The following is a 21,013-nucleotide window of genomic DNA, read 5'->3' on the forward strand; positions in this document are numbered from 1 at the left end:
CTAGGGGTTCGACGGATGAGCCGCCGCCTGGAACGCCGCACTCACCTCCTTCACCGTTTCGATCGCCATGCAGGTCCGCCGGTCGAGCGTGCCGGCGCGGTGGCTGAGGAAGAATTCGAACGGCGGCACGTTCGCCGTGGCGTTCAGCGTCCGCAGCTCGCCGGCCGCCACCAGCCGCCGCGCGATGACGCCGGGGAAGGCGCCGATGCCCAGCCCGTTGCGCGCCAGCTCGAGGATGACGTGGGTGGAATTGCTGCGGAACGTCTCGATCGGCCAGATGCCCTGCTCGCGGAAGAGCTGGACCATGGCGTTGTAGGCATAGGTGCGGCGCGGGAAGGTGATGATGCGGTGGCGCGCGATCTCGGCCAGCGGCACGGCATCGCCCTCCGAGCGCTGGGAGGGCAGGTCGAGCGCCGGGCTCGCGACCCAGTCGAACTGCTCGCGATAGAGGAAGTGGCTCTCGAAGCCCTCGCGGGAGATCTGCTCGCGCGAGACGATGAGGTCGTAGTCGTGGGCCAGCAGCCCGTGATGCAGGTCGGGCGTGATGGCGACCTGGACGTCGAGATCGACCTGCGGATGCGCCTCCTGGATGCGGCGCACCAGGTCGGCCAGCCAGGTGTAGGCCACGATGCTGCCGATCCCGAGCCGGATCGTGCCCTGCAGCGGCGAATCGCCGGCAGCGGCGCTGCGGATGGCGGCCGAGGCTTCGATCATCTGCCGCGCGATCTCGGCGATCTCCTGGCCCTGGTAGCTCAGCCGGACCTTGTTGCCGGTCCGCTCGAACAGCTGTACGCGCAGTTCTCCCTCCAGCGACGCGATGCGCCCGGAAATCGCCGGCTGCGTCGTGCGCAGGTGAAGCGCCGCCGCGCTGAAGCTGCCGAGCTTGGCGATCCAGTACAGGGCTTCGAGCTGGCGCAGTTCCATGGTGGGCGAACCATTGCGTACAAGCCGGAGGGTGTCGAGGTGGACGGCGGCGGAGGTGCGGGAAGCGGCATGGTTTGACTCCGCCGGACCTTTGGCACCATCCTTTGAATGCAGAAGAAGCCTGGGCACAACAAGCGATTGAGCGGCTTGCCTGCAATAGGGGGAGTCCATGACGCCGATCTCGGTTGCCGTGCCGGTCCTGCTGGCCAATCTGTGCGTGTTTTCCGGTCTCGCTGCGGCGGCCGACGCGAGTTGGCTGAGCGTGAAGGTCCTGGAGAGCGGCTCTCCCGCCAATTGCGGCCAGGGCTATCCCGACTACAGGATCGAGATCAAGGGAACGACCTTCAGGTCGGTGCCTGTCGGTGGTACTTCGCAGGAGGCCTCGGCAACCACCCTGAACATCAAGTCGTTGCAGGCGGACGGCTCGGGAAGAGTGAGCAATACCAACAAGGCCGGAAAAACCTGGCACTATGATTTCGACGCCGGCGCCGGACCCCGCAAGGTTCGCTACGGCAACGACTTCTCGGCGTGCCGCTATGCATGGGTGCCGAAGTAGGTCGCGAAGCGGCGGAAGGAGGAGACCTTCTCGCGCACCGGCGAGGGATCGGCCGCGCCGGAGGCGGCGCGCCGCCTCGGCCGTGCGCGCGACGATGTAGGGCTGGGAGTTGGTTTGCTCCTCCTCGATGGGCAGCACCGAATCCTCGTCGGTGAAGGCCTGCATTTACTCGGACAGGAGGCAGCTGCGCTCCACCTTGAGCATCGCCGCCAGCACGCGCGGATCCCGCACCCCGCGCCGCTCGATCTGCCGCCGCACGCTGTACTCGGCGTCCCCCGAAGTGTCGGCCCCTCCTGTGCGGTCCCGGTCAGCCAACGGATGCGCGGAGAGCGGGGAGTAGCGGGGGGTATCCCCTCGATGCCTACTTCTCACCTTAGCCCGAGCGCGAAGCCATCACGGGAAATACCTGATTCATACGCGTCCTGTAGGAGAGTCATCTTTCCACAATTAACAAAGTCAGTAGTGGCAAGCCACCCATGGCATATACTAGTGTTGGTTGTGGGTACTGCAGGGAGCTTAGGGTGGTTGAGGGAATATCAATAGGCCAAACACTCTTCAAAATAATCGGGACGGCGGCGAGTCGCATTGGGACACCGATTGTTCAACGTGTTTCGAGGGTTCGCCAGATTGAGGCTGCGCTTATGGGGGCTGTCCAAAAGGACAAGGCAACGGCCGATGCTTTCGAAGATTTCGAAGTTGTCATTGGCTCTGTCTATGGAGAATTAACCGAAGAGCTTAATGGGTTTTTACGAGAATTAGAACGTTCTGGTCTTCTTACGGCAATCGCAGAAGCGGCTGTGTTGGAAGTCCAGAGTGCTCCAACAAAAGAAGCATTTATACAGCTGCATAACGCCATCGTTCTTACTAGGCGCGGCGAAGGTGCTGCGCTCTATGACAAGCTTTATGTGGCAATTGGTACATCGCTGAGAGCCATGAGTAAGGATCCTGCGGGTGCGTTCTTGCATCGCGCAGGGGCAAAAGATCTGCGTAGTCGAGTGGACTTGGTCTCGGCACAACTCAGTAGCCTTTTGCGGCAATCTGATCCTATCGCATCTCCGGCTGAAGTTTCATCGCTATTGGAGGATTACCTTCGTTCTGTAGTCGCTTCGCTAAAATATTTGCGAGTGGAGACGCATAGAGGCCCTCGTCCTGTTGAAATCTCCAAGATCTATGTTCCTTCGCGGGTAAGACCTCGCAACGCAGCCGACCGCGGTCGATACGGAGCAGTGCGTAGGGCATTAGCTCGTGCCGCAAACACCAGTGGGGTTCTATTCGATCGAGATCATTCTAAGTCGTCTTTCAGTTATGAAGAACTTAAAGCAACTTTCCGCCGAATTGTTGTTCTGGGCGATCCAGGTGGAGGTAAGTCGACGCTGTGTCAGTCGCTCTGCCATGACCTCGCGAAGAAGAGTCTTCTCCATATTCATTACCCTCTGCGTAATGATTTGGACTCAAAGGTTGAGCGTGTTCCACTTAGGGTCGTTCTTCGAAGCTACGAAGCGGCGAAGCGACTAAGCCCTCAACTCGGTATCTTCGATTATATTTGTAATGAGATAAGGAGTTCAACGAACGCGGACATTCTGCTAATTCAAAGGTGTGTTCGATATTTGTTAAATTTTGGCCGCGCGGTGCTAGCTTTCGATGGCCTTGATGAAATACTTGACGTTGGTCGTCGGCGAGATTTCGTGCAGCTCGTGGTAAATTTTTGCGACCATTACCCATTGTGTCCCGCGATCGTTACTTCTCGAATCGTTGGTTACGAGGAAGCTCCGTTAAGTGAAGATTTTATGCCGATGGTGTTGGATCGCTTCGGCGATCTAGAAGTAGCTCAGTATGTGGAGAAGTTTCTCAAGGCGTTCGAGCGGAGGCCAACTCAGGTAGCACACGCCGAGGCAAGAGACTTTGTTCGGCAAACTGACCAGAACGCAGCCGATCTTAGGCAAAACCCACTTATGCTTGGTTTGATGGCGCTTTTATTCGCTACGAATAAGGGTGACATACCTAGCAATCGACCCGAGATTTATCGCGAATGCTCTACACTCATGTTTGAGAAATGGGATCAGAACAGAAACATTCGCGCTCAAATACCACAGTTCGATTTTCTGGATCTGTTCAGGACGTTTGCATTTCGTATATTTGGAAACGCTGAACTAGAAGAAGGTGTTTCGCGTGAGTGGATTCAAGAGCAAAATTCAGCGTATTTCTCGGGGTATTTTGAGAGTAAAGCTAAGGCATTTGAAGCTGCTAGGTCTGTGACCGATTTCATCACGGGGCGATCGTGGCTGATGGATGCGTTCGGACCAAACGTCTTTCGCTTCACCCATCGTACGTTCCTTGAATACTATTTTGCTCAGCATCTAGACCAGAAACATGAGCTGTTGGTGAAGCTCTTGACGGTCTTGAAGCCAAAAATCTTGGCTCGCGAATGGGATGTTATTTGCCATCTCGCAATTCAGATCAAGACCAACAGAAATATGACCCGCATTGGGCAGGTCCTCTCTTTTCTGTCCATCCAGCTGGAGGGCGCAAAAGGGCGAAAACACCGAACTGCACTTATTGAGTTTTCAGCCAAAGCTCTGGAGTATCTGCCCGGCACCGAACAAGACGTGAGAAGGCTTGTTACCTTAATTGTAGACACCGCATTTAGCTTGTCTTCTGATCCAAAGTTCTCTGCCGTTGAAGTTATTGATCAACTTTGCAATGCAGCAATGGATCGGCGAGAGTTCGTCCGCACCATTCTTTCAGAGCAACTCCAAGAAAAGTTGACGCGTCAGGACTTCGAGCGCAGGGCTGCTGTTTGGATGCTCTCCAGTGGCCACGATAGAGTATTTTGGGGTGAAGAGCTGCTGCAGCATAGGAGTACCTTCATTGTGGCGGATGTGCGCGATAAGGTCGTTCTAGCGTGCCGTTCGCATAATTTTGGTCGTGCATTGAGTTCGGCGCAGGACGCATTCCTCTATTGGGTTTGGTATAGAGACAGCTTTGAAGAGCTATTCACAAAGCATGGGCTCCGCCTGTTTCTTGAACGCACACCGGACACAAATCGGCTTATTGGTGTTCTTGATTGCTGGCGGGTTGTGGCGAGTGCAGTCAATTTTATGGATCAGCAGCAGATGCCGAAGGAGACAGCGGTCGAGGCTCTGCGGACTATTGGTCAGGTGCGATTACCTCTAGCGGATCCCTATAGCGTTCTGCCTGTCGCGCTAGTGCGACTACCGATTGATATGTTGCTCGAGTCGATCCCTAAGTTATCTCTGGGTGATCCGTGTGTGTTTCGCGGAGTTCTTGTGTGCGTAATGATGCTGGTTGAGTCAGGGCTAGTAGTCGAGATGCGCAAATCAGAGGGCTCTCGAGGCCGCGGAATTTCAGAGGAACTCGAAATGCTCCGAGCATCTATCGAAAAGTCACGAACGAAGCACGCTAAGACGGCGGCCTCTGTGGATTTTGACAGCATTCTCGGTTGGCTGGACGGGTCTTGGTCTCTGTTCGAAGGACGAGGTGTGAGGTCGCTACGCCGTTTGGGAGCCGACTAGGATCAGTCAACTAAGGGTCAAAGTTGCGCTTTGCGCTCCGCGCTGACTCTGGCCGTTGAGCCTCTCGCTCTCATCCCTCAATCCCGCTAAACACCTCCCCCTTGTCATTGCGCTTGGAGAGGGTGCCTCTATGAGGAACGGGCCGCGGATCATCGTGAATTCTGACGTGCTGGCGCCGGCGGCGCTGGCGTTGCTCGAGGAGCGGGGGGCCGAGGTGCGGACGCTGCCGACACACGCTTCCGAGGCCGAGATGATCGCCGCCGTCTCCGAGGCGCCGACGCATGCGATCCTGGCGCGCTCCACGAGGATCACGCCGGCGGTCTACGACGCGGCGCCCGACCTGAAGGTCGTCTCCAAGCACGGCGTCGGCTACGACAATATCGACGTCGCGGCGGCCAAGGCGCGCGGCATCGCCGTGCTGCGGGCGCACGGCGCCAATGCCCGCTCGGTCGCCGAGCTGGCGCTCTCGATGATGATCTCGCTGCTGCGCTACGTGCGGCCGCTCGATGTGGCGCTGCGTGAGGGCACCTGGGCGCAGTCCGCCTTCATGGGCCGCGAGCTCTCGGGCTCGAAGCTCGGCGTCGTCGGCTGCGGCGCCGTCGGCTCCTCGCTGGTCGCGCTCTGCCGGCCCTTCGATCTCGACATCAGGATCTACGATCCCTACCTCGCGCCTGAGGCGATCCCCGAGGGCGTCGGCCGCTTCCATGAGTTCAACGAGCTGCTGGGCTGGGCGGACATCGTCACCCTGCATTGTCCGCTGACGAAGGAGACCGACCGCATGATCGATGCGGCGGCGCTCGCCCGCATGCGCAAGGGCACGTTCCTGGTAAATGCCGGCCGCGGGCCGCTGGTCGACGACGTGGCGCTGGTGGCGGCGCTGGAGAGCGGCCATCTCGCCGGCGCCGCGCTCGACACCTTCGTCGTCGAGCCGCCCGACGCCGACCATCCGCTGTGGAAGCAGAAGAACGTGATCTTCACGCCGCATGTCGGCGGCTCGACGCGGCAGTCGATGGAGCGGGTCGCCGTGCAGGCGGTCGAGAACATCTTTTATGTGCTCGACGGCAAGGCGCCGCCGGCGCGCTGTGTGGTGGGGTAAGAGTTTCCGTCGTCCCGAGCGAAGTCGAGGGACCTCTTTTCCGACGCACGGCGTGTCGAGGCGAAAAGAGGTCCCTCGACTACGCTTCGCTCCGCTCGGGACGCCGGGTAATGCGATAAGGGGAGGATACGCATGATCAACGTCGGCATCGTCGGGCTGGGCTGGTGGGGCGTCACGCTCATCAAGTCGGTGCACGGGATCAGCGACCGCATCCGCTTCGTCCACTCCGTCGCGCGCGACCCCGCGTCGAAGCAGGAGATCGCGGCCCGCTACGGGCTCGGCCTCTCGTCCTCGCTGGCCGAGATGCTGAAGAACCCGGCCGTCGAGGCGATCGTGCTGGCGACGCCGCATTCGCTGCACCGCGCCGAGATCGAGCAGGTGGCGGCGGCTGGCAAGCCGGTCTTCTGCGAGAAGCCGCTGACCTTGACCGCCGCCGATGCCGTGGCCGCCGTCGGTGCGGCGCGCAAGGCGGGGACGTTGCTGGCGGTCGGCCATAACCGGCGCTTCCTGCCGGGCCTGATCGAGATGCAGCGCATGGTGAAGGCGGGGGAGCTGGGCGAGCTGCTGCATGTCGAGGGGCATTTCAGCAACCAGAACTCCTCCTCGGCCTTCGCGCCCTGGCGCTCCGACGCCGAGGAATCGCCGGCCGGCGGCATGACCGGCACCGGCATCCACGTGCTCGACGCCTTCGTGTCGCTGCTAGGGCCGGTCCGTTCCGCGCACGCGCAGCTTGTCTCGCGCAAGCCCGCGCCCGGCCCGCTCGATACGCTGTCGATCCTGCTGCGCTTCGAGAACGACGTGACCGGCACGCTCTCCTGCGTACGCGCCACGCCGCGCTACTGGCGCTCGCATTTGTTCGGCTCGACGCGCTCGGCCGAGCTGCTGCAGGAGGACACTTTGGTCGTCCACCATCCCGACGGCGCCCCGGCGACGCGGCAGACATTTCCGGGCGTCGATACCTTGCGCCTCGAACTCGACGCCTTCGCCGATGCGGTAGAGGGCGTGCGGCCCTATCCGATCGGCGATGCCGACATGGTGGCGACGGTCGCGGCCTTCGACGCGATCTGCCGGTCGGTGAAGAGCGGGAAGACGGAGCAGGTCTAACAGTAAAGGTCCCTCGCTACGCTCGGGATGACACGGGGTTTGGGTTCGCCAACCATTGTCATCCCGAGCGCAGCGAGGGACCTTTGGCATCGGCACCGCCCGGCGAAACCCCCAATGATCAAAGGATTGACCTAGGCGCTGCCGTGTCCAATTCTCCCGCCAACGAATAAAGGACGGGAGGAAGAACAATGCGCCTTCACTGGCTCGCGGCCGCTGCCGCGACGTTGCTTTTTGCCGGCAGCGCTTCTGCGCAGTTCCCCGACAAGCCGATCAACGTGGTCGTGCCCTATCCGCCGGGCGGCGGCGCCGACATCTCCGCGCGCCTGCTGGCGCCGCTGATCGAGAAGCATCTCGGCGGCACTGCGCGGCTGGTCGTGTCCAACCGGCCGGGCGCGGGCGGCGAGGTCGGGTTCAACGTGATCGCAGAGGCGGCGCCCGACGGCTACACGATGGGCATCATCACCACGCCGAACATCGTCACCATCCCGCTGCAGCGCAAGGCGCGGGTGACGTGGCAGAGCTACGACCTTCTCGGCAACATCGTCGACGATCCCGGCACCTTCGTCGTGCCGGCCGACAGCCCGATCAAGGACTGGGCCGATCTCGTCAAGGCGGCCAAGGCCAATCCCGGCGGCGTCAGCATCGGCACCACGGGCATCGGCTCGTACAGCAACATCGCCATCCTCTCGCTGCAGAAGATCGGCAACCTCAGCTTCAACCAGGTGCCGTTCCCCGGCACCGCCGGCATCCGCGGCGCGCTTTCTGGCGGGCACATCAACATGGGCGCGCTGGCGGCGGGCGAGGTGAAGGCCTTCATCGATTCCGGCTCGCCGCTGCGCGTGATCGCGCAGATGACGGCGACGCGCAATCCGCTGTTCCCCGACGTGCCGACGCTCAAGGAGCTGGGCTACGGCGTCGAGGCCTCCTCGGCCCGCGCGCTCGCCGCGCCCAAAGGGCTGCCGGCCGACGTGCGCTCCAGGCTGGTCGCCGCGATCGGCAAGGCCGTCAACGATCCCGAATTCGTGCAGAAGGCCGCTGCCGCCTATGCTCCGGTCCGCTACATGGATCCCGCCCAGTTCGGCGCGCTGCTGCAGGGTCTCGACACTTACTACCAGAAGGTCTGGAAAGAGACGCCCTGGAACGAGAACTGAGTCACTAACGAGAAGGAACACAGACATGGCCATCCGCCAGAACGTCATGAAGGCCGCGATGAAGAGCGGCAAGACTTGCGCGAGTTTCAACGTCAACCGCTGGCGCAGCGTCGATGCCGCCGAGATCGCGAAGTTCGCGGGCTTCGAATGGATGTTCCTCGACCTCGAGCACTCGACCCTGAGCGAGGACCTGGCCGGCCAGATGTCGGTGACGGCGCTGGCCACCGGCGTGACGCCGATCGCCCGTGTCGGCATGGATCAGTTCTACCAGGCCGCGCGCCTGCTCGATGCCGGCGCCCAGGGCATCGTCTTCCCGCATGTCGACACGCCCGAGCAGGCGAAGCTTGCCGCCGCCGCCACCAAGTATCCGCCGATGGGCACACGCTCCCTCACCAGCCCGCTGGCCCAGGCCGAGTTCAAGCGCAGCGCCGATCCGGAGTCGCTGGCCCAGCTCAACGCCGAGACGCTGACCATCGTGATGATCGAGACGCGCACCGCCGTCGACAACGCCGCCGCCATCGCCGCGGTCGAGGGCGTCGACGCGCTGATGATCGGCACGTCGGACCTCTCGGCGGACTTCGGCATCGTCGGCAATCCCGGCCATGCCGACATCATGGCGGCCTACGAAAAGGTCGGCGCCGCGTGCCGCGCGAAGGGCAAGTTCTTCGGCATGGGCGGCGTCTATTCCAGGGAGTTGATCGAGAAGTTCCTGAAGCACGGCATCCAGTTCCTGCTGGGCGGCGCGGACGTCTCGTTCGTCATGGACGGCGCCAAGGCGCGCCGCGAGATGATCGAGGCGGCGGGGAAATAAGGAAAGCGAAAGGTCCCTCGCTTACGCTCGGGATGACAATGGGTGTGGCGTCACCACCCCGTGTGTCATCCCGAGCGTAGCGAGGGACCTTTGATCAAACGTTTGATCAAAGAGGGTGGATCGGCTACGCTTCGACCATCCCGAGGAGGAACGACATGACCACGGCGACCCTGGCGACCATCTCCCCAGCCGAGGACATCGACTATGTCGAGCGCGCGCGTCGTCTTGCGCCGGTGATCGAGGCGGGTGCGGCCGAGGCGGAACTCACCGGCCAGATCGCGGCGCATGTCATGGAAGCGCTGCAGGAGGCCGGCCTGCTGCGGCTGCTGCTGCCGCGCGCGCTGGGCGGCCAGGCGCTCGATCCCGACCGGTTCGCCGCCGTCGTCGAGGCGATCGCCGCGGCCGATGCCAGCACCGCCTGGACCGTGAACCAGACCTCGGTCTGCTCGGCGGGCGCGGCCTTCATGACGCCGTTCGCCGCCAGGGAACTCTACGGCCCGGCCGAGGGCATGCTGGCCTGGGGTGCGGGCGCCAAGGCGCGCGCGCAGGAGTGTGAAGGTGGCTATCGCGTCACCGGCACCTGGCAGTTCGCCAGCGGTTCGCGCCACGCGACGCATATCGGCGGCCATTGCGGCGTGTTCGACGCGGCGGGCAACCCTAAGCTCGGGCCCAACGGCAAGCAGATCGAGCGCACGATGCTGTTTCCGCGGCACCAGGTGAAGTTCGACGATGTGTGGCGGGTCATGGGCCTCAAGGGCACCGGCAGCGACACCTACACCGTGACCGACCTGTTCGTGGCCGAGGCGATGTCGTGCCCGACCATCACCGACTGGATCGTGTCGCAGCCCAGCGATCCGGCGCCGGTCTACCGCTTCAGCGGCAGCGCGCTCTACGCCGCGGGCTTCGGCTCGATCGCACTCGGCAATGCGCGCGGCATGCTCGACACCTTCATCCACATCGCGCGGGACAAGACCCCGCGCGGGGCGAAGAACGCGCTGCGCGACCAGCCCGTGGTGCAGATGCAGCTGGCGCTCGCCGACACCGCGCTTCGGGCGGCGCGCACCTTCCTGCTGCAGTCGCTGCGCGAGGTGCAGGACGGCATCCGCGCGACCGGGGCGATGACGACCGGCGACCGCATGACCATCCGCGCCGCCGGCACCAACGCCATCCATCGCGGCACCGAGGTGGTCGAGACGCTCTATCGCGCCGCCGGCGCCAATGCGATCTTCGAGAACGAGCCGTTCGAGCGCCGCTTCCGCGACGCCTATTCGGTGTCGCAGCACCTGCAGGGCAGGCTGGCGCATTTCGAGCAGATCGGGAAACATCTGCTGGGCCAGGAAACGGACCTGATGTTCGTCTGAGGAAGGGAGAAGGCGATGAGCGCGAAGTTCGACCGGCAGCAGGAAGACGTCAGCAACATCGTCCATCTCGAGCATGTAAACACCTGGGTGCCCGACCAGCGGCTCGCCACCCTGTTCTACGTGACCGGCCTCGGCCTCACGCGCGATCCCTTCCTGATGACCAGCACCGACAATATGTGGGTCAATGTCGGACGCAGCCAGTTCCACCTGGCCACCGGCCCGGCCCAGGTGCTGCGCGGCACCACAGGGCTCGTCATTCCCGACCGGCCCTACGTGAAGAAGCGGCTGGAGTCGGTGCGCAACGAACTTTCCAACACGCGCTTCGCGGTGGAGGAGGCGGACGACCATCTCGCCGTCACCTGCCCTTGGGGCAACCGGCTGCGCATCCACGAGCCCGCGCCGGAATTCGGCCGCAACCAGCTCGCCATGCCCTACATCACCTTCGACGTGCCGGTCGGCACGGCCGAGGGCATCGCGCGCTTCTATCGCGAGATCTTCGACGTGAAGACGCGCGTGACCGCGTTCGAGGACGCGCCGGCCGCGGAAGTGTCCGTCGGCCGCGACCAGAAGCTCCGCTTCCGCGAGACCGACGCACCGCAGCCGCCCTACGACAACCACCACATCCAGATCTATCTCGCGGATTTCTCGGGCCCGCACCGCCGCCTCGAGGAGCGTGGCCTGGTCAGCCAGGAAAGCAACCAGTGGCAATACCGCTTCCTCGACATCGTCGATCCCGCCGACGGTCGTGCGCTGTTCCGGATCGAGCATGAGGTGAGGAGCCTCACGCACCCGCTCCAGGGCCGGCCGCTGGTCAACCGCAACCCCTACCAGTCCAACCGCGAATTCGTGAACGGCTACGAGACGCGGATGCCCGACCTTGCCTGGGCGGACAGCGCCAACTGGTAGGAGCGGCGTGGCGATAACCCTCGACAAGATCGCGCGCGAGGTCGGCGTCGACGTCTCGCTGGTGTCGCGCGTGCTGAACGGCGATCCGTCGGCGCGCATCTCGGCCGAGAAGCGCGCGAAGATCGTGGCCATCGCGGCCGAGAACAATTACAGCCCCAACCGCATGGCGCGTTCGCTCAGGACGCGGCGCACGCGCATCCTGGCGATGCTGAACCCCGACATCATCAATCCCTTCTATGCGCATCTCTTCCGGTCGGTGGAGCGCACGGCCTCGGCGGCGGGCTACGATGTGATCCTGTGCAACACCGAGGAGAGCAGCGCCCGTTTCCGCCACATCGTCGAGACCCTGGCCGAGGGCCATGTCGACGGGCTGCTGATCGCCACCGCGCAGGAGACCGACCCCGCCATCGAATGGCTGCGCGAGCGCAAGCTGCCCTATGTGCTGCTCAACCGCTCGCGCAAGGCGGAGAGCGATCCGTGGGTCGGCTCCAACGATTTCCAGACCGGCTGGCTGGGCGGCAACCATCTCGGCAAGCTCGGCCATCGCCGCATCGCGCTGCTGACCGGCCCGCCGACGCACAACATGCTGGGCCGCGAGGAGGGGTTCCGGGCGGCCCTGAAGGAACTGGGCATCAAGCCGATCGACGAGCTGATGATCGGCGACCTGCCCAACCGCCAGAGCGCCAAGACCATCGTCGAGAGCCTGATGGCGCTGCCCAAGGCGCGCCGGCCCACCGCCTTCTTCGCCCCCCACACGCAGCTCAGCGACGGCATGCTGGCCGGAATCCACAAGGCGGGTCTCCGCATCCCCGCCGATCTTTCCGTGGTCGGCTGCAGCGCCTCGGTGACCCCCGACATCACCAGCGTCTGGCTTCCCATCGAGGAGATCGGCCGCGTCGGCACGGAGTACCTGCTGCAGAAACTGCGCACCGCCGACGCCGCCCGCGACGGCGCCGTGCCGCGGATCGAGCTGCCGGTAGCGCTGGTCGACTGGGGCTCTACGCGGTCGATCGCCTGAAGATAAAGGTCCCTCGCTGCGCTCGGGATGACAATAGATGCAGCCGGTGCGGTCTTGCCACGCCGGCTGGCGCTGGAGTATGCCGGGCGCATCATGGCCAAGCAGTCCAAAAACCAGCCTGGGGGCGAGCCCCCGAGCGGCGAACGCAAGCCGATCCCGCTGCCGGGCGGCCACGACAAGGTGCTGCTGCATTCGTGCTGCGCGCCCTGCTCGGGCGAGGTGATGGAGGCGATGCAGGCGTCGGGGATCGACTACACGATCTTCTTTTACAATCCGAACATCCATCCGCTGAAGGAATACGAGCTGCGCAAGAGCGAGAACGTCCGCTTTGCCGAGAAGCACGGGATCGCCTTCATCGATGCCGATTACGACCGCGACAACTGGTTCGCGCGCGCCAAGGGCATGGAGATGGAGCCCGAGCGCGGCGTGCGCTGCACCATGTGCTTCGACATGCGCTTCGAGCGCACCGCGCTCTACGCGCACGAGCATGGCTTCCCGGTGATCACCAGCTCGCTCGGCATCTCGCGCTGGAAGAACATGCAGCAGATCAACGAGAGCGGCGTACGCGCGGCCTCGAAATATCCCGGCCTCAGCTACTGGGAATACAACTGGCGCAAGGGCGGCGGCTCGGCCCGCATGATCGAGATCAGCAAGCGCGAGAATTTCTACCAGCAGGAATATTGCGGCTGCGTCTACTCGCTGCGCGACACCAACGAGCATCGCGTCGCCAACGGCCGCGAACGCATCCGCCTCGGCGAGCTTTACTACGGCAAGGCGCCGGAGACGGCGGACAAGCCGGAAGAGTAGGCGGCGGCTTCGTCAGCCGGCAGGCGCGTCCATCACGTCGAGCAGGCCGGGGCGGACGCCGAGCTGTTCCACCAGCTGGTCGAGCTTGCGGCGGGCCAGCGGGTTGGCCTGCTGGTGGCGCGTCGCGAGGATCAGCTCGTTCTTCAGCGAATGTTCGAGGCCGGTGAACTCCGTCACCCTCACCTTGTAGCCCTGCGCCTCGAGCACCAAAGCGCGCAGCACGTTGGTGGCGTGCGCGCCGAACTCGCGGCGGTGCATCGGATGCCGCCACAGCTGGTCGATCGGCGTGGGCTTCGCACCCTCCAGCAGCGACGCGACCTCGGCCTGGCAGCAGGGGATCAGCGCCACGATCTTGGCCTTGTGGCGCAGCGCGAAGCGGATCGCGTCATCGGTCGCGGTGTCACAGGCGTGCAGCGCCGTCGCCATGTCGGCGCGGCCACCCGGCAGCATCGTGTCGGCGATGCCGCCGGCGACGAACGACATGCGGTCGAAGCCGCACGCGCGCGCGAGCTGCTGCGAGCGCTCGACCAGCTCGGCGCGCACGTCCACGCCCACGATCGAGCCGCGGCCGGCGGGTCCGACGACCAGGTCGTAGAGGATGAAGCCCAGGTAGGACTTGCCGGTGCCGAGATCGGCGATCACGGGGTCGCCTCCCTCCGCGAGCAGCGCGTCGAGCGGCGGCCGCAGCAGCTGCACCAGATGCAGCACCTGCTTCAGCTTGCGCCGTGTGTCGAGGTTCAGCCCGCCGTCGCGCGTCAGCACGTGCAGCGCCTTCAGCAAGGTCACCGAACTCGCCTGCGCTGTGCCCGGCCACACTTCGGCCAGCACTTTCTGTGCGGCGATGACGTCCGGGCGTTCGCGGGATTGGGACGGGTGCTTTGCCATGGGGTGAGCTTGTGGCTAACCGACGGGCCGGGCGCAAGCGACTCCTATGAGGTGTAGTCGAACCTGAATTCAGGCAGCGTGCCGCATTCGCCCAGCGCCATGCGCGACAGGAGTTCGCCGAGGGCGGCGGAGTGCTTGAAGCCGTGGCCGGAGCAGGGCGAGGCGATGATGATGCGGTCGTGGTCGGGATGGCGGTCGATGAGGAAGCGCGCGCCCTTGACCTCGGTGTAGAGGCAGACCTCGGTCCGGACGCACTCGTCCGACAGGCCGGGGAAGGCCGGCTTCACGAAATTCTCGACCATGTGCCGGATCTCCTGCGGACTCACCGTGCGATCGACGTCCTGCGCAGTGGTCGGCGCATCGTATTCGGTCGCGATCTTCATCCCCTCGGACAGGCCGCCGAGGGCGGGGAAGCCGTAGAAGACCATCTGGCCCTGGAGCTGCCAGATGAAGATGGGGCACCGGTCCGGCGCGAACTGGCGATGCGCGGTCTCGTTCTTTGCCTTGAACCAGAAGAGGACCTGCCGCGTCACCTTGAAGTGCGTGTTCAGCGCGTGCGCGCCGAGCAGCGCCGGCAGGTAGGCACCCGCCGCGACGATGAGCTGGCGGGCGCGCCAGGTGCCCTTGTCGGTGACGACGACGGCGTCGCTTCCCTCCTGGCCGATCTCGATGGCCTTCTCATCGAGATGCAGCTGCGCGCCGAGGTTGCGGGCCTGCGTGAGCTGGGCCGCGATGCAGGCCTCGGGACGGACGAAGCCGCTCACCGCATCGTGGTAGCCCTGGTCGCCCTCCCGGATGGCGAAGGCCGGGAAACGCTGCCGCAGCCGTGCCGCATCGAGCCTCTCGTACGGGAGGCCCCAGGCGTCGGCGGCATCGATCGTCGCCGTCAGGAAATTCGTCGTGCCGTGCGCCTCCCTGTGTTCGCCCGGTGCTCCGATCATCAGCATGCCGTTCTGCGTGAGCAGGGAGACGTCGAGCTCGGCCTCGAGTTCGCGCCAGATCTCGTGCGAGCGCCGGGCGAAGGGCGTGAAGTGCGCGCCCTCGGCACAGGCGATCCGCGTGATGCGGCTCTCGCCATGGCTCGATCCCAGCCGGTGCGGCGGCGCGTACTGGTCGATCCCCACGACGTCGACACCGCGCTTCGCCAGTTGGTAGGTCGCAGCCGCACCCATCGCGCCCAGCCCGAGGACGATGACGTCGTGTTTCGCCATGATGAAACCCCGCTCACACCTGCACTGCCCGTGCTGACCCATCGCTGGGCAGGATAGAGAGTGCGGGGGCTAGTGTCGCGCCGGCAGCGGCAGGATCACGGGTGCGGGGGCGGCGGGGATGAGGGGCAGGCCGAGATGGGCGTTCAGCTCGGCCACATCGTAGGTCCAGAGCGAAGCGCGGCCAGATGTCGGGCTCGAACGGGGAAGCGGCTCTGTCGTCATCAACTGCGTGACCGTCACCGATTCAGGCAGCGTGTCTTCGGGCTCGTCCTCGGGCTCGAGACCGCCGACATAGGCAAGGTGGAAGCGGCGCCCGTCGGTCAGGCTGACCACGCAGCCCAGCGACGAGAAGCTGGCCGCTTGGTGCACCCAGTAGGCCTCGACCCACTCCAGGTCCTCCTGGGTGAATCCATAGGGCTGGTCGGCCGCCAGCTCGAAAGCGCGCAGGATCAGGCCGGCTTCCATCTCGAGCGTTTCGCGCGTGTCGAGCGGAGTGAGGACGATGGACATGGGGTCTCCTTGCAACGCGAAACTTACAAGACTTAGAGATGGTGCAGGCCGCGGCAGCAACGCCAGAACCACGACCTGTGTTCCCGCTCCGCCCATTCGATCATCACGCCGGCGTAATGATTGGGATCGGCGATGGTCGGATGGGCCTTTTCGATCAACCGGGCGGCGGCAAGATGCGCGGGCCAGGACCAGGCGCCGACATGCCGCTCGGCGCGATAATGCGCGACCACCTGGCGGGTCATGCCCGTGGTGCGGCCCCAGGCGAGGATCTCCTCGCGCTCGGCGGCCCGGCGCTCCCATTCCAGCGCCACTTCCTCGCGCGTGGCGCCGCGGGTGCTGTTGGCCTTGAGGCGGTGCAGCTGCTTGTCGAATGCATATTCGGCGAAGGCGGCGGCGGGCTCGGGCTGCGTGAAGCGGAAGGTGCCGATGCCGTTGAACGAGGCGCTGCGATGCTCGCCCAGCCGGTTCAGCGTCGCGTTCACTTCGGTCTGCTCGTAGACCATCCAGAGGCCGCGCCGGATCACCTGCGTGGCATGCGGGAAGGCCTGCTCGATCTCGGCCGATGTGTCGTGGCGCTTGGGCCAGGAAAGGGCGACGCGCGCAGGGCCGGGGGCACGAACGGGAGCAGCGTCGTAAAGCGTCAGTCCGGTCATCCAGCACCTCCTTGCTGAGACGGACTCGTATCGGAACAAAACAAGAACAACAAGCCACGGAATGTGGGGGCTGGGGGACCTGAAAAGCCGCTAAATATGGGCTGCCCGCGTTGAGGGCAGGGACATTTGCCGGGGAATGAAAGGTCCCTCACTCCGCTCGGGATGACAGCGTTTTCTGCATCGGCGTACTGCGCAGATCCCAACAATATTGTCATCCCGAACGAAGTGAGGGACCTTTCGCTTTCCCGCGCCTCCGCGCTGCCTTACTTCGGACTCGGACGGTCCCCAAATCCGCAAGCATGCTTCGTGGGCCTGACCTGCTGAATCCTCTTTCTTTTTGGAAGACCGTTGCCGGCGGCACGCTCGAGAGCCTTGCGGCCGCGCTCGACGCGTCGCCCCTGGGGCAGCGGCGGCACCGGATCGCCGTCACCGGTCTGCAGAGATCGGGCAAGACCGTGTTCATCACGGCGTTCGCGCATGCGCTTCTCACGGCGGCGCGTGCGCCGATGGCGTCCTTCCCGTTCTTTCCCTGGCGTGAGCACGTTCAACAGGTGGAGCTGCTGGAGATCCCGGGCATCCCGCGCTTTCCCTTCGAGGAGCGGCTGGCCCAGCTCCTGTCCGAGCGGCCCGCCTGGCCCGCGCCGACGACCGGCCTCAGCGGCCTGCGCGTGCGTATCCGTCATGGCGACCTCGGCCTGCTGCGGTCGGCGCTCTCGTCCACGGCGACGACCGACCTCGATCTCATCGACTATCCCGGCGAATGGCTTCTCGACCTGCCGATGCTGACCCAGTCGTTTCGCGAATGGTCGCTGCAGATGGAGGAACTGGCCAACAGTGCCGGGCGCGCGGACCTGGCGAAGCCGTGGCTCGACGCCGTGCGCTCGATCGATCCGAATGCGCCGGAGAACCCGGTCGAGCTGGCGCGGATCGCGAGCCTCTACCGCGACTATCTTCTGCGCTGCCGGCAGGAGCGCAGCCTCTGCTTCGTCCAGCCGGGCCGCTTTGCGCTGGCCGACCAAGCAATCGATCCCGCCACGCTGTTCTTCCCGCTCTCGACCGTGCGATCGGCGAAGCGTGGCACGATGGGCGCCGCGCTGCTCCGGCGCCATGCCGACTACCTGAAGCTGGTCCGGCAGTTCCACGGCGACGTCTTCGGCCGCCTCGGCAAGCAGGTGCTGCTGGTCGATCTCCTCTCCGCGCTGCAGCAGGGACGTGAATCCTTCGCCGATCTGGGGCTCGCGATCCGCAGCATCAGCGATGCCTTCGACGAGCTCACGCACCCGCTTCTCCGGATGCTGCCGATCCCGAAGGTCGACCGGCTGGCCGTGGTCGCGGCCAAGGCCGACCACGTCACCGCCGACCAGCATGCCAACCTGGTCAACCTGCTGCGCGACATGATCGGCGAGCCGTTCCTGCTCGCGACCGCGCGCCGGTCGGGGCTGATGGCCGTGGCCTCGGTGCGGGCGACGACCGACCTCAAGCTCAAGGTGAACGATCTCGCCATGCCCTTCCTGCGCGGCATCCCGGCGGGCCGCGACGAGGTCCTCGACATCCAGCCCGGCGTGATCCCGGGTACCATTCCCGCCGTGGACCAGTGGGACGAGGTGGCCTTCCACATCAGGCGCTTCGAGCCGCCGCGGCTCGGACCCTTTTTCAGGGACAGGCCGCTGCCTCACATCAATCTCGACAAGGTCCTCCAGTTCCTCCTCGCGTGAGCACGCCGCCATGAGCATGACCACATCCACCGACAAGCCCCCCAACCGGCCCCAACGACTCGTCGACATGGAATTCCGACCGGGCGAGCTGCCAGCCGCCGATGCGCCGGCGATCGACGAGCCGTTGCCGGAGGCGGCGGCGCGCCCGCCGGCGATCCGCTGGCCGGCCAAGCTGGCCCTCGGTTCGGCAGCTCTCCTGCTGCTGCTGGTGATCGTCGACGGCGCCATCTCGCTGCTTCGGAGCGCGATCGAACAAGGCAGCGTGCTCGACCTCGCGCAGTTTGCCGTCCTCGTCGCACTTCTGGGCTCGACGCTCTGGCTCCTGGCCGGGCAGGCCCGTGCCTACACGCGCCTCAAGTCGGCCGAGAAGGCGCGCGCGCTGGCCGAGCATCTCAGCCGGTTGGGCGGCGTCGGCAGCGGCGGTCGCGTGGTCGGTGCGCTCAAGGGCCTGTACGGCGGCAATCCCGAGGTGCTGGGCAAGCTCGACGCCGTCTCCGCCGCGCTGCAGCCGCAGCACACCGACGCCGACGTGATCGATCTCCTGAACCGCGAGATCTTCGTGCCCATGGACCGCGCGGCCGACGAGCGCATCCAGCGCGCCGCAATCCGCGCCAGCCTCGGCGTCGCGGCCTGTCCGCATCCGGCACTCGATGCGCTGGTCGTGCTGGGCGTCGGCGTCGCGCTGGTGAAGGACCTGATGCAGATCTACGGCCTGCGCCACAGCGCGCGCGCCGTCTGGCGCATCATCTCCCACGTCCTGTTCTCGGCCTCCTCGACCGCCGTCATGAGCACGGTCGTGGAGTATGCCATGAGGGCCACGCATGACCGTCTCGCCGCCGCGGTCGTCGGCACCGCCGGCGAAGCGCTGGTCGTCGCCCGCCGCATCTTCGCGCTGGGCGTGCTGGCGAAGGCGGAGATCAGGCCGTTGCCGTTGGTGAGGTGATGCTTACATGTGGTCCCAGTAGCGACGCGCAAATCGACTATATTGCACTTATTTCATTTGCCGAATTTGCTAATTCGACTTGAAGTGCCAAGGTCTGGAATGCCGACGAAGTGTACTTCGCACTTGGCTATTTAAGTGTCTCTATCTCGCTTTCCAGTTTCTCAAGAGTCTCCTCCATCTGCTGCATGGCCGCATCGTAGGTGGACGGCCTGTTCCACTGCTGCGGATTCCTCCTATAATATTCCATGGTTTGTCGATAAATATTCAACGCTCGGGCGATACCAAGCGGATGGCTTGATTTCTGTTCAGCTTCTATTGAATTGCCTCCGACGAGAGCCATGAAAGCATGCCACGGCATTGCGGCGGTAAGTGAGTATCGTGCCCCGAGGGCGGTTCGAACGGCATAGCTATCCGCGTCGTCCTCTTGTGTGCGACTCATAGCTAGTCCGGCCACATCAGATGTTCTCTTGCCGTCTGTGTGTCGCAGAACGTGATGGCCGAGTTCATGCAGATAAAGAAACATGATGCTTGCTTCGATAGCCCCAGCTTTTTGCCTTCCATACTCAGGCGAGGACATCATGCGCTGGGGGCTAGCACCAGAGCAGGCGCCACCCTGTCGTTGCGCAAATGTAAGAGGTGTTGCAACTGGGCTTGGAGAAAGCCCAGAGGCAACAGCCCTCTGGTTATTCTGAAGTCCGGAATAGTAGTATCGGGCGTATTCCTTGAAGCAGCCTGATAAATTGAGCTCGTTCTCCATCCAAATTGCATCGAACATCCAATCCATTGACTGGATTGTTCCGGCATGAATCACGATCAGCCTTCTATTACCTTCGTATGCTGCAAATGCGCCAATGCCGGGGCTGGCGGTAACTCTGTACTCGATAGCTTGGGCAATACTACGTTCAGCGGGAGGAAGGGTCGGTTCGATGTGCTTTCTGGCATTATCGAGAACGACTTTGGTGTGTTGCTGATACCATTGAGGGCTTAGAGATGTTTGCGCAGCCAACTCTGCCGGCAAGTACATTGAAATCAGTGCAATCACGCCAAACCAGGCGAATCCGGTTATGCGTAGGAGCCTATTTGAGGCCGTCTGAAAGTAATTGATCTGTTGCATTGAAACGCCTCCCTTTGGCTTGGTCTCGTTGGAGTTCCTGTTGGAAACCACTGGGATCTATCGTGCGTCGATCGTTGAGAATTCGCCATTCGTTGTAGCTATTGGCGCCAAGAACTTCATCCACTAGAACCCGTTTAACGGGTTCTAGTGCTGACAATGCTCTCTTGGCGAGTTGTCTCTGTTGATCGGTAATGGCGGGGTCGTCTGCGAGTAAGCTTAAAGTGTTGAAGGCTTGTACTGATTCTCGTGGCGTCATGGCGGAGGGTGAATCGGCGATTACCCCTCGAAAGCTCACACCTGTAATCGGGGGCGAGCCGATGACGGAACCAGACTGTGGGCCTTGGAAGAGCGCAATTGCCATAACTGCTGCGCCGAACAGAGCGAAGAATACACCCGGGCCTACTTGCGCCATCTTGAAGGTCCAACTGCCGCCTTTGGCGAGCATTTGACCTGTGTTCTCCGCAGTAATCTGAAAGAGCCGGAAGCCAAGGAATAGTGAACACCCGGCGACGGCTACAATTAGAATGCGCTCAAATGCCCTAGCCATGAATACGTAATTCAACGTTTCTGGCGATTGGGCCGCGGCGGCAAATGAAACGAACAGGAAGGGCAGGCCGGTAAAGGCCCTGATCAATATTGACACGGGACATCCTTACACGGAGAGCAACCATAGATAGAAAGAAACATGCGCCTATCGATAGAACGTAATCAAGTA

The 21,013-nt window shown here is 63.6% G+C and carries 19 protein-coding genes; 12 read left to right on the forward strand and 7 right to left on the reverse strand.

Translation table 11 applies throughout. The features are described from left to right. Positions 1 to 924: a LysR family transcriptional regulator gene (locus AC1ROX_RS09515; RefSeq protein ID WP_493124760.1), complete on the reverse strand. Its 924-nt coding sequence runs from the start codon at positions 922 to 924 to the stop codon at positions 1 to 3. 169 nt (positions 925 to 1,093) lie between these two features. On the opposite strand from AC1ROX_RS09515, the gene AC1ROX_RS09520 reads away from it, so the two are divergent. The 10 genes from AC1ROX_RS09520 (at position 1,094) to AC1ROX_RS09565 (ending at position 13,267) form a co-directional block, all read left to right on the forward strand. After that, positions 1,094 to 1,480, forward strand: coding sequence for a hypothetical protein (locus AC1ROX_RS09520; protein ID WP_493124762.1), 387 nt, complete (start codon positions 1,094 to 1,096; stop codon positions 1,478 to 1,480). Positions 1,481 to 2,001: 521 nt separating this feature from the next. Beyond that, entirely contained in the window at positions 2,002 to 5,013 is a 3,012-nt protein-coding gene (locus AC1ROX_RS09525; RefSeq protein WP_493124764.1) for an NACHT domain-containing protein, read from the forward strand. A 154-nt stretch (positions 5,014 to 5,167) separates the two neighbouring features. Further along, on the forward strand, positions 5,168 to 6,109 hold the full coding sequence (locus AC1ROX_RS09530; RefSeq protein WP_493124766.1) for a hydroxyacid dehydrogenase: 942 nt from the start codon (positions 5,168 to 5,170) through the stop codon (positions 6,107 to 6,109). A 132-nt stretch (positions 6,110 to 6,241) separates the two neighbouring features. After that, positions 6,242 to 7,213: a Gfo/Idh/MocA family protein gene (locus AC1ROX_RS09535; protein ID WP_493124767.1), complete on the forward strand. Its 972-nt coding sequence runs from the start codon at positions 6,242 to 6,244 to the stop codon at positions 7,211 to 7,213. A gap of 188 nt (positions 7,214 to 7,401) precedes the next feature. Beyond that, entirely contained in the window at positions 7,402 to 8,364 is a 963-nt protein-coding gene (locus AC1ROX_RS09540) for a tripartite tricarboxylate transporter substrate binding protein (RefSeq protein ID WP_493124769.1), read from the forward strand. Between the two features lie 25 nt (positions 8,365 to 8,389). Next, positions 8,390 to 9,175 carry an HpcH/HpaI aldolase family protein gene (locus AC1ROX_RS09545; protein ID WP_493124770.1) on the forward strand — a complete coding sequence of 262 codons (786 nt, stop codon included), beginning with the start codon at positions 8,390 to 8,392 and terminating at the stop codon, positions 9,173 to 9,175. A 155-nt stretch (positions 9,176 to 9,330) separates the two neighbouring features. Further along, entirely contained in the window at positions 9,331 to 10,536 is a 1,206-nt protein-coding gene (locus tag AC1ROX_RS09550) for an acyl-CoA dehydrogenase family protein (protein ID WP_493124772.1), read from the forward strand. 15 nt (positions 10,537 to 10,551) lie between these two features. Beyond that, positions 10,552 to 11,442 carry a hypothetical protein gene (locus tag AC1ROX_RS09555; RefSeq protein ID WP_493124774.1) on the forward strand — a complete coding sequence of 297 codons (891 nt, stop codon included), beginning with the start codon at positions 10,552 to 10,554 and terminating at the stop codon, positions 11,440 to 11,442. Between the two features lie 7 nt (positions 11,443 to 11,449). After that, complete coding sequence (locus AC1ROX_RS09560; RefSeq protein ID WP_493124776.1) at positions 11,450 to 12,460, forward strand: LacI family DNA-binding transcriptional regulator; 1,011 nt, start codon at positions 11,450 to 11,452, stop codon at positions 12,458 to 12,460. A gap of 27 nt (positions 12,461 to 12,487) precedes the next feature. Beyond that, positions 12,488 to 13,267, forward strand: a complete 780-nt coding sequence (locus AC1ROX_RS09565; protein ID WP_493124778.1) for an epoxyqueuosine reductase QueH — start codon at positions 12,488 to 12,490, stop codon at positions 13,265 to 13,267. Positions 13,268 to 13,279: 12 nt separating this feature from the next. Here AC1ROX_RS09565 and AC1ROX_RS09570 read toward each other — a convergent pair whose 3' ends face one another. From AC1ROX_RS09570 to AC1ROX_RS09585, 4 genes are all read right to left on the reverse strand, one after another. Further along, a complete protein-coding gene (locus AC1ROX_RS09570; RefSeq protein ID WP_493124780.1) occupies positions 13,280 to 14,152 on the reverse strand; it encodes a class I SAM-dependent methyltransferase in 873 nt (290 codons plus the stop codon). Positions 14,153 to 14,196: 44 nt separating this feature from the next. After that, complete coding sequence (gene solA, locus AC1ROX_RS09575; RefSeq protein WP_493124782.1) at positions 14,197 to 15,363, reverse strand: N-methyl-L-tryptophan oxidase; 1,167 nt, start codon at positions 15,361 to 15,363, stop codon at positions 14,197 to 14,199. A gap of 69 nt (positions 15,364 to 15,432) precedes the next feature. Further along, entirely contained in the window at positions 15,433 to 15,873 is a 441-nt protein-coding gene (locus tag AC1ROX_RS09580; protein ID WP_493124784.1) for a hypothetical protein, read from the reverse strand. Between the two features lie 32 nt (positions 15,874 to 15,905). Beyond that, a complete protein-coding gene (locus AC1ROX_RS09585) occupies positions 15,906 to 16,526 on the reverse strand; it encodes a hypothetical protein (protein WP_493124786.1) in 621 nt (206 codons plus the stop codon). Between the two features lie 299 nt (positions 16,527 to 16,825). Here AC1ROX_RS09585 and AC1ROX_RS09590 point away from each other — a divergent pair, with 299 nt between their 5' ends. Both AC1ROX_RS09590 and AC1ROX_RS09595 read left to right on the forward strand, forming a co-directional pair. Then, a complete protein-coding gene (locus tag AC1ROX_RS09590) occupies positions 16,826 to 18,241 on the forward strand; it encodes a YcjX family protein (protein ID WP_493124788.1) in 1,416 nt (471 codons plus the stop codon). A gap of 10 nt (positions 18,242 to 18,251) precedes the next feature. Then, positions 18,252 to 19,184, forward strand: a complete 933-nt coding sequence (locus AC1ROX_RS09595; RefSeq protein WP_493124790.1) for a DUF697 domain-containing protein — start codon at positions 18,252 to 18,254, stop codon at positions 19,182 to 19,184. Between the two features lie 127 nt (positions 19,185 to 19,311). Here the strand turns inward: AC1ROX_RS09595 and AC1ROX_RS09600 are convergent, their stop codons facing one another. Together AC1ROX_RS09600 and AC1ROX_RS09605 are read right to left on the reverse strand one after the other, a co-directional pair. Further along, complete coding sequence (locus tag AC1ROX_RS09600; protein ID WP_493124792.1) at positions 19,312 to 20,298, reverse strand: M48 family metalloprotease; 987 nt, start codon at positions 20,296 to 20,298, stop codon at positions 19,312 to 19,314. Next, positions 20,261 to 20,941 (reverse strand): hypothetical protein, encoded by a 681-nt coding sequence (locus tag AC1ROX_RS09605; protein WP_493124794.1) that lies wholly within the window; start codon positions 20,939 to 20,941, stop codon positions 20,261 to 20,263. The genes AC1ROX_RS09600 and AC1ROX_RS09605 overlap by 38 nt, the downstream gene beginning before the upstream one ends. Positions 20,942 to 21,013 lie beyond the last annotated feature (72 nt).

The sequence above is a fragment of the Reyranella sp. GW821-FHT14A01 genome (assembly GCF_058803965.1).

Coding starts and splice junctions, on each gene's coding strand:
- AC1ROX_RS09515 (WP_493124760.1), bottom strand. CDS start 924: ATGGAACTGCGCCAGCTCGAAGCCCTGTACTGGATCGCCAAGCTCGGC.
- AC1ROX_RS09520 (WP_493124762.1), top strand. CDS start 1,094: ATGACGCCGATCTCGGTTGCCGTGCCGGTCCTGCTGGCCAATCTGTGC.
- AC1ROX_RS09535 (WP_493124767.1), top strand. CDS start 6,242: ATGATCAACGTCGGCATCGTCGGGCTGGGCTGGTGGGGCGTCACGCTC.
- AC1ROX_RS09540 (WP_493124769.1), top strand. CDS start 7,402: ATGCGCCTTCACTGGCTCGCGGCCGCTGCCGCGACGTTGCTTTTTGCC.
- AC1ROX_RS09545 (WP_493124770.1), top strand. CDS start 8,390: ATGGCCATCCGCCAGAACGTCATGAAGGCCGCGATGAAGAGCGGCAAG.
- AC1ROX_RS09550 (WP_493124772.1), top strand. CDS start 9,331: ATGACCACGGCGACCCTGGCGACCATCTCCCCAGCCGAGGACATCGAC.
- AC1ROX_RS09555 (WP_493124774.1), top strand. CDS start 10,552: ATGAGCGCGAAGTTCGACCGGCAGCAGGAAGACGTCAGCAACATCGTC.
- AC1ROX_RS09565 (WP_493124778.1), top strand. CDS start 12,488: ATGACAATAGATGCAGCCGGTGCGGTCTTGCCACGCCGGCTGGCGCTG.
- AC1ROX_RS09570 (WP_493124780.1), bottom strand. CDS start 14,152: ATGGCAAAGCACCCGTCCCAATCCCGCGAACGCCCGGACGTCATCGCC.
- solA (WP_493124782.1), bottom strand. CDS start 15,363: ATGGCGAAACACGACGTCATCGTCCTCGGGCTGGGCGCGATGGGTGCG.
- AC1ROX_RS09580 (WP_493124784.1), bottom strand. CDS start 15,873: ATGTCCATCGTCCTCACTCCGCTCGACACGCGCGAAACGCTCGAGATG.
- AC1ROX_RS09585 (WP_493124786.1), bottom strand. CDS start 16,526: ATGACCGGACTGACGCTTTACGACGCTGCTCCCGTTCGTGCCCCCGGC.
- AC1ROX_RS09590 (WP_493124788.1), top strand. CDS start 16,826: ATGCTTCGTGGGCCTGACCTGCTGAATCCTCTTTCTTTTTGGAAGACC.
- AC1ROX_RS09595 (WP_493124790.1), top strand. CDS start 18,252: ATGAGCATGACCACATCCACCGACAAGCCCCCCAACCGGCCCCAACGA.
- AC1ROX_RS09600 (WP_493124792.1), bottom strand. CDS start 20,298: ATGCAACAGATCAATTACTTTCAGACGGCCTCAAATAGGCTCCTACGC.